Below are 7,432 nucleotides of genomic sequence, written 5' to 3' on the forward strand. Positions count from 1 at the left end.
GGCGGCGCCAGCGCCCCGAAGGGGCCGCCGCCGAAGCCGCGTATGGATCGATGGATCAGTAGGCGCCCGGGTAGGCACCGCCATCGGCCAGCACGTTCTGGCCGGTGATATAGCCCGCTGGCACGCTGCACAGGAAGGCGCAGATGGCGCCGAACTCTTCGGGCGTGCCGAAGCGGCCGGCCGGAATCTGCGCCTGCTGCGCGCGGCGCACGTCCTCCAGGCTCTTGCCGGTCTTGGTGGCGGCCGCGCCCATCGTGGTGTTGAGGCGGTCGGTGTCGAACTTGCCGGGCAGCAGGTTGTTGAGCGTGACGCCCTGGCCCGCGATCTTGCTGCGCGCCGCGCCGGCCACGAAGCCAGTGAGCCCGCTGCGGGCGCCGTTCGAGAGGCCCAGGATGTCGATGGGCGCCTTCACCGCGCTGGAGGTGATGTTGACGATGCGGCCGAACCCCCGGGCGGCCATGCCGTCCACCGTGGCCTTGATCAGTTCAATGGGGGTGAGCATGTTGGCGTCCACCGCCTTGATCCAGGCATCGCGATCCCAGTCGCGGAAGTCTCCGGGTGGCGGGCCACCGGCGTTGGTGACCACGATGTCGAAGTCGCGCTCCGGCCCGCCAGGCACCGCAAAAACGGCGGCCCGTCCCTCGGGGGTGGTGATGTCAGCGGCCACGGTGAGCACGGCAGGAGCGCCCTTCTGGCCCCTGGCGCTTGCAGCATCGGCGCCGATAGCTATCAGTTTGGAAGCAGCCAATTGCAGCGCATCGGCATTGCGCGCATTGATGACCACGTTCACGCCCTCCCGCACCAGCGCCTGCGCGCAGCCAAACCCCAGCCCCTTGCTGGCGCCGCACACCAGCGCCCACTTGCCCGCGATACCCAGATCCATAAAAACTCCCGATTGCTGGCCGCGACGTGCAGCCGTTCCAAATCATAAGTGGGCCCCGCGGGCGCCAGGCCCTGGCACGCCGGTGCCCCTGCCACCCGCTCGGATTGCAGCCCGAGGGCACCAGAGAGGCTCGGGCGCTGTACGGCAAGGCCGGGCGCGAGCGGTGCCTGGCAAGGCATGGCAAGGGCGCGGCGCCATCCGCTGTACCGCAGAGTGCCGATGCCGATGCCGGTGGCGGCTGCAGCGGCCGCACCAGACCCGCGCCAGCGCCTAATGCGTGCGGGGCCGCGACATGCGCGTGAAGACAAAGATGCCCGAGATCACCAGCGCGGTGCCCGCCGCCACCCACAGCGTGAAGGGCTCGCCCAGAATCCACACCCCCCATCAGGATGGTGGACAGCGGGCCAACCATGCCGGTCTGCGCGGCCATGCCGGCCCCGATGCGCTCGATCGCCATCATCACCATGAGCACCGGCACCGCCGTGCACAGGGTGGCGTTGAGCACCGACAGCCAGACCACCTCGGGCGCGACCGCCGCCGCGCTCAGGGGGCGCACCAGCACGAACTGCAGCAGGCAGCACAGGCACGCCACGGTGGTGGCCAGGCCCACCAGCCGCAGCGAGCCGATGCGCTGCACCATCTCGCCGCTGTAGACCATGTAGACGGCGTAGCTGGCGGCGCTCAGAAACACCAGCAGCGCACCCCAGGCCGCGTCGGCCCCCTGCAATTGCGCCTCCAGGCCAAACACCAGCACCACCCCGCAGTAGCTGATGGCCATGCCCAGCGCCTGGCCCCAGCGGATGCTGCGGCCATACAGCAGCCAGCCCAGCGCCATCACGAGCGTGGGGTTGAGGTACAGGATGAGCCGCTCCAGGCTGGCGCTGATGTAGGCCAGCCCGGCAAAGTCGAGAAAGCTGGCCAAGTAGTAGCCCGTGACGCCGAGGCCCGCCACGCCCAGCCAATCGCGGCGCGAGAGCGGCGGCTTGCCCCGGCTGGCCCACCATGCCATCACGGCAAAGATGGGCAGCGCGAACAGCATGCGGTACATGATGAGCGTGACCGCATCCACCCCGTAGCGGTACGCGAGCTTCACGATGATGGCCTTGCCACTGAAAGCGATGGCGCCAAAGAATGCCAGCGCCAGGCCGGTTGCTACGTTTTTTCTAGCTGCTTGCGCTTGATGGGATTGGACTTTGGACACTTTTGACTAAAAACTCGCTCTGAACGCCGTCAGAAACCGGCCGCCAGGCCATCGCGCCGTGCATCGCTGGCCGCCAGATAGCCGTGCACCTGGGGATCGCCCATGCGCCAGATGAACTGGCCGGCACCGAAGTCCTGGTAGGAATCCTGCAGCACCTCCGTGCGGTGCCCCAGCGCCTGCAAGCCCTGCACCGTGGCCGCAGGCATCGACGCCTCGACGTTGAGCGACAGCCCCGCGTTGAAGCGCCAGCGCGGCGCGTCGCAGGCCATCTGCGGGTTCTGGCCGTGGTCGATCATGCGCACCAGCGTCTGCATGTGGCCCTGGGGCTGCATGTTGGCGCCCATCACGCCGTAGCTCATCACGGGCTGGCCGTCCTTTGTGAGGAAGGCCGGGATGATGGTGTGGAAGGGGCGCTTGCCCGGCGCCACCAGGTTGGCGCGGTTGGCGCCGGCCGGATCGGTGCTGAAGCCAAAGCCGCGGTTCTGCAGGCTGATGCCGAAGGTGGGCTCCACGCAACCCGAGCCAAAGCCCTGGTAGTTGCTCTGGATGAAGCTCACCATCATGCCGTTCTCGTCAGCGGCCGTGAGGTAGATGGTGCCGCCCTTGACCGGGTTGCCCGCACCAAAATCCTGCGCCTTGTTCATGGCGATGAGTCTGGCACGGGATGCGAGGTAGCTGTCATCGAGCATTTGCGCGGGGGTCACCTCCATGGACGATGGCTCGGCCACGTAGCGGTACACATCGGCAAACGCCAGCTTGATGGCCTCGATCTGCAGGTGCTGGGCCTCGGGCCCATCCACCGGCAGGCTCGCCAGATCGAACTGTTCCAGGATGCCCAGCGCGATCAGCGCGGCAATGCCCTGGCCGTTGGGCGGGATCTCGTGCAGCGTGTAGCCGCGGTAGTTGCGGGCAATGGGCGCCACCCATTCGGGACGGTGCGCAGCCAGGTCCGCCAAGCTCAGGCTGCCGCCCTGGGCCTGCGCAAAGGCAATCATGGCCTGGGCGATCTCGCCGGTGTAGAAGGCTTCGCCGCGCGTGGCGCCAATGGCGCGCAGGGCCCGGGCCGCGGCCGGAAACTGGAACAGCTCGCCCACTTGCGGCGCGCGCCCCCAGGGCATGAAGCTCTGCGCGAAGCCGGGCTGCGACTGCAGCTCGGGCACGGCAGCGGCCCACTTCTGCTGCACCACCACGGGCACCAGGTAGCCACGCTCGGCGATCTCGATGGCCGGTGCCATGAGGTCGGCAAAGGGCAGCTTGCCAAAGCGCTCCGACAGCGCCACCCACGCGCTCACGGCACCGGGCACCGTGACCGAATCGATACCCCGCCGGGGTGGCGTGGCGGCCCCCGTGCCATAACGGCGATGGAAATACTCCGGCGTCCACGCCTGTGGCGCACGGCCCGATGCGTTCAGGCCATGCAGCGCCTGCCCATCCCACAGGATGCAGAACGCGTCGCTGCCCAGGCCGTTGCTGACGGGCTCGCACAGGGTCATCGCCGCGGCGGCGGCCACGGCCGCATCGACCGCGTTGCCGCCCTGCTGCAGCATGCGCAAACCCGCCTGTGCCGCCAGGGGGTGCGAGGTGGAACACAGATTGCGCGCAAACACCGGCAGGCGGGTGCTGGCGTAGGAGGAGGAGTAGCTGAATGGCATGCGGCCATTATCGGCCGCATGCCCCGGCCCGCTGCGGGCGGAGGGTCAGTGTGCGCGGAACATCCTGTGGTGCATGCGGCGCAGCGACCACCACACGCTGAATGCCACCACCGGTATCGCCACCGCCGCCGTGGTCTCGGGCGACAGCGGCCAGCCCAGCTTCTGCGCGCCCTTGGCCAGGTAGCTGACCAGCCCCACGATGTAGTAGGTGATGGCCGCCACCGAAAGGCCTTCCACCGTGGACTGCAGCTTGAGCTGCAAGTCCTGGCGCTGGTTCATGGTGGCCAGCAGGGCCTGGCTGCTTTGCTGCTGCTCGATCTCGACGCGCGTGCGCAGCAGGTTGCTCATGCGCGAGACGCGCTGCGAGAGCGCATCCTGCCGCCGCGTGGCCCATTCACAGGTGCTGCGCGCGGGTGTGAGCCGGCGGTCCATGAACTCGCCGATGGTCTGCATGCCCGCCAGGCGCGACTCGGCGATGTCCTGGATGCGGCGGTCCACCAGTTCAAAGTAGGCCGTGCTGGCCGAGAACCGCGAATGCGTGGCGGCGTACTGGCTCTCGACCTGCCCGGCCAGCCGGGTCAGCCGGTCAAGCAGCGCGGGTTCGGCATCGCGGTTGGCGGTGCGGATGGCATCGGCCAGTTCGGCCAATTCGCGCTCGGCAAAGGCCAGCACCGTGGCGGCCTCGCGTGCGGCAGGCAGGCCCAGCAGCGCGGCCATGCGGTAGGTCTCGATCTCGAGCAGGCGCTGCACCAGGCGGCCCAGGCGGCGCGGCGTCATGCCCCCCGCCAGCAGCACCATGCGCGAGAAACCGTCGGCATGGATGGCGAAGTCGGTGTACACCTCGCCGTGCCCGTCGGCCACGGTGGAGGCCACGAGCGTGTCTTCGTGCAGCACATGCTTGACCAGCGAGCCCGAGCCGAAGGTGTGCGTGGGCAGCACCCACAGGTTCAGGCTGCACAGGCACTGGCCCGGCAGCGCCGCCAGCCATTCGCGCGGCACCGCATCAACGGCGCTGGCGGGCTCGCGCTCGCCAAAGGCCTCGGCGGGGGTGGGCACCATGAAGGTCCAGGACACGAATTCGGTGTGCAGCTCCCACCGGATGCGGAACGCGCCGAAATCCATGCGCAGGTGCGTGGTCTGCGCGTCGGGCAGCGCCATGTGGTGGTCGCGCAGCAGCGCCGCCACGTGCGCGCGGCTGGCTTCACGGCCCGCGGCATCGGCCAGCATGACGATGTGGGCAATGGCCAGCGGCGCCGCCAGGGCCTCGGGCGGGCGGGCGTGGATCTCGTTGTGCAGCAGGGCCCGGTGCGGGTGCTGCGTGGGACGGTTGGGTGGTGGCATGCGGACCTCGGTGCGCCATTGTGTACCGCGCACCGCGCGTTTCCACCGGCGCGCTTGCCCAAAAAACAACGGCACCCGAAGGTGCCGTTGTGCATGCCGTGCCCCGCACGCGGCGGGGCCAGGGGGAGCGGGTCAGTCCTCGACGAAGGCTTCCTCGCGCTTGTTCTTCACGGCGGGCAGCAGCACGATGACAAGCAGCAGCGCAGCAGCCGCCAGCAGGCCGGCCGACAGCGGACGCGTGACGAACACGCTCCAGTCGCCACGCGACAGCAGCAGCGCACGGCGCAGGTTTTCTTCCATCATCGGGCCCAGGATGAAGCCCAGCAGCAGCGGCGCGGGTTCGGTGCCCAGCTTGTGGAAGAGGTAACCGATCAGGCCAAACGCGCCCACCATCCAGATGTCGAAGGTGTTGTTGTTGGTGGAGTACACGCCCACCGCGCAGAACAGCACGATGGAGGGGTACAGCCAGCGGTAAGGCACGGTGAGCAGCTTGATCCAGATACCGATGAGCGGCAGGTTCAGGATCACCAGCATGGCATTGCCGATCCACATCGAGGCGATCAGGCCCCAGAACAGCTCGGGGTTGCTGGTCATCACCTGGGGGCCAGGCTGGATGTTGTGGATCGTCATGGCACCCACCATCAGCGCCATCACGGCGTTGGGCGGAATGCCCAGCGTCAGCAGCGGAATGAAGGAGGTCTGCGAACCGGCGTTGTTGGCCGACTCGGGCGATGCCACGCCGCGGATGTTGCCCTGGCCGAAAGGCACTTCGCCAGGATGCAGCTTGGTCTTCTTCTCGACCGTGTAGGCCGCGAAAGCCGCCAGCAGCGCGCCGCCGCCGGGCAGGATACCCAGGGCCGAGCCCAGGGCCGTGCCGCGCAGCACCGCGGGGATCATGCGCTTGAAATCTTCCTTGGTGGGGAACAGCCCCTCGACCTTGGCCGTGAACACCTCGCGGTCTTCATCGGGGCGCGAAAGATTGGCAATGATTTCGCCGTAGCCGAACACACCCATGGCGATGGTCACGAAGCCGATGCCGTCGGTCAGCTCGGGAATGTCGAAGCTGAAGCGGGCCACGCCCGAATTCACGTCGGTGCCCACCAGGCCCATCAGCAGGCCCAGCACAATCATGGCCACGGCCTTGAGCAGCGAGCCCGAGGCCAGCACCACGGCACCGATCAGGCCCAGCACCATCAGCGAGAAGTATTCGGCCGGGCCGAACTTGAAGGCCACTTCGGTCAGCGGCGGCGCAAAGGCCGCCAGAATCAGCGTGCCCACGCAACCGGCAAAGAACGAGCCCAAGCCCGCCGCCGCCAGCGCCGGCCCCGCCCGCCCCTTGCGCGCCATCTGGTAGCCGTCGATCACGGTCACCACCGACGACGATTCGCCCGGCAGGTTCACCAGGATGGCGGTGGTGGAGCCACCGTATTGCGCGCCGTAATAGATACCGGCCAGCATGATCAGCGCAGCCACGGGGGGCAGTGCGTAGGTGGCTGGCAGCAGCATGGCGATGGTGGCCACGGGGCCGATGCCAGGCAGCACGCCGATCAGCGTACCCAGCAGGCAGCCGACAAAGCAGTAGATCAGGTTCTGGAACGTGAACGCGACGCCAAAACCCAGCGAGAGGTTGTTAATCAGATCCATGGTCGGTGCTCCTGCTCAACCCGTGATGAAACTCGGCCACACAGGGAACTGCAGCTTGAGCGCCCAGACGAATGCCACATAACTGCCGACGGCCAGCACGGTCGACAGCACGAACACGGCCTTGGCGTTGAACTCGTTGCCAGCCAGGCTGGCAATGAAGGTCAGTGCATAGATGCCGACGATGAGGCCCATGGCCGGGATACCCAGGCTGGGCAGGCCGCCCAGCAGGATGCCGAAGGCGAAGTTGGCGGCCAGGATGAAGAACAGCGGCTTCCAGGCCCACTTGCCGATCTTTTCCCCGTCCACGGTTTCCACCACGGTGGCCTTGAAGGTGATGACGCTGCCGATGAGGGCCAGCAGGATCCCCAGCATCAGGGGGAAATAGCCCGGACCCATGCGGGCGCCATTGCCCACGTTGTAGGTTGTGGCACCCCACGCGAAGGCCACGCCGATGCCCATGAACATGAGGCCGGCAAAAAAGTCTTTCTGACTCTTGATTTTCACGAATGTCTCCTTGACGGAATCTCGACCGAACGATTGTGCGGTGAATGTCACCGCCGGTCGATGTGGATTCCACCTACATCCGGACACACTCGCGGGCGCCGCAGACCCGGCGCCCCAATAGCAGAATTAGTCCAGCGGCGGTGTGGCCGCCACCACCTCGTCGAGCGTCGTGAGCCCCTCGGCCACGCGCAGCGCGCCGGCCAGGCG

General features: G+C 67.6%; 5 protein-coding genes and 1 pseudogene. All 6 read right to left on the minus strand.

From position 1 onward, the window contains the following. Nucleotides 1-55: 55 nt before the first annotated feature. The 6 genes and pseudogenes from ACDELDRAFT_RS16870 to ACDELDRAFT_RS16895 all read right to left on the minus strand — a co-directional run bounded on the left by ACDELDRAFT_RS16870 (nucleotide 56) and on the right by ACDELDRAFT_RS16895 (nucleotide 7,225). Nucleotides 56-883, minus strand: coding sequence for an SDR family oxidoreductase (locus tag ACDELDRAFT_RS16870; RefSeq protein ID WP_005799061.1), 828 nt, complete (start codon nucleotides 881-883; stop codon nucleotides 56-58). A 270-nt stretch (nucleotides 884-1,153) separates the two neighbouring features. Further along, nucleotides 1,154-2,084, minus strand: a pseudogene (locus ACDELDRAFT_RS16875) (DMT family transporter). A 29-nt stretch (nucleotides 2,085-2,113) separates the two neighbouring features. Continuing rightward, nucleotides 2,114-3,736 (minus strand): gamma-glutamyltransferase family protein, encoded by a 1,623-nt coding sequence (locus ACDELDRAFT_RS16880; protein ID WP_005799065.1) that lies wholly within the window; start codon nucleotides 3,734-3,736, stop codon nucleotides 2,114-2,116. 45 nt (nucleotides 3,737-3,781) lie between these two features. Then, nucleotides 3,782-5,077, minus strand: coding sequence for a DUF3422 family protein (locus ACDELDRAFT_RS16885; RefSeq protein ID WP_005799066.1), 1,296 nt, complete (start codon nucleotides 5,075-5,077; stop codon nucleotides 3,782-3,784). A 132-nt stretch (nucleotides 5,078-5,209) separates the two neighbouring features. Continuing rightward, nucleotides 5,210-6,721 (minus strand): tripartite tricarboxylate transporter permease, encoded by a 1,512-nt coding sequence (locus ACDELDRAFT_RS16890; protein ID WP_005799068.1) that lies wholly within the window; start codon nucleotides 6,719-6,721, stop codon nucleotides 5,210-5,212. 15 nt (nucleotides 6,722-6,736) lie between these two features. Next, nucleotides 6,737-7,225 carry a tripartite tricarboxylate transporter TctB family protein gene (locus ACDELDRAFT_RS16895; RefSeq protein ID WP_005799072.1) on the minus strand — a complete coding sequence of 163 codons (489 nt, stop codon included), beginning with the start codon at nucleotides 7,223-7,225 and terminating at the stop codon, nucleotides 6,737-6,739. Nucleotides 7,226-7,432 lie beyond the last annotated feature (207 nt).

The sequence above is a fragment of the Acidovorax delafieldii 2AN genome (assembly GCF_000175235.1).
Lineage (GTDB): Bacteria > Pseudomonadota > Gammaproteobacteria > Burkholderiales > Burkholderiaceae_C > Acidovorax > Acidovorax delafieldii_B.

What these genes read in the sequence shown, in the direction of transcription:
- ACDELDRAFT_RS16870 (WP_005799061.1), bottom strand. Translation starts at nt 883, where the DNA reads ATGGATCTGGGTATCGCGGGCAAGTGGGCGCTGGTGTGCGGCGCCAGC.
- ACDELDRAFT_RS16880 (WP_005799065.1), bottom strand. Translation starts at nt 3,736, where the DNA reads ATGCCATTCAGCTACTCCTCCTCCTACGCCAGCACCCGCCTGCCGGTG.
- ACDELDRAFT_RS16885 (WP_005799066.1), bottom strand. Translation starts at nt 5,077, where the DNA reads ATGCCACCACCCAACCGTCCCACGCAGCACCCGCACCGGGCCCTGCTG.
- ACDELDRAFT_RS16890 (WP_005799068.1), bottom strand. Translation starts at nt 6,721, where the DNA reads ATGGATCTGATTAACAACCTCTCGCTGGGTTTTGGCGTCGCGTTCACG.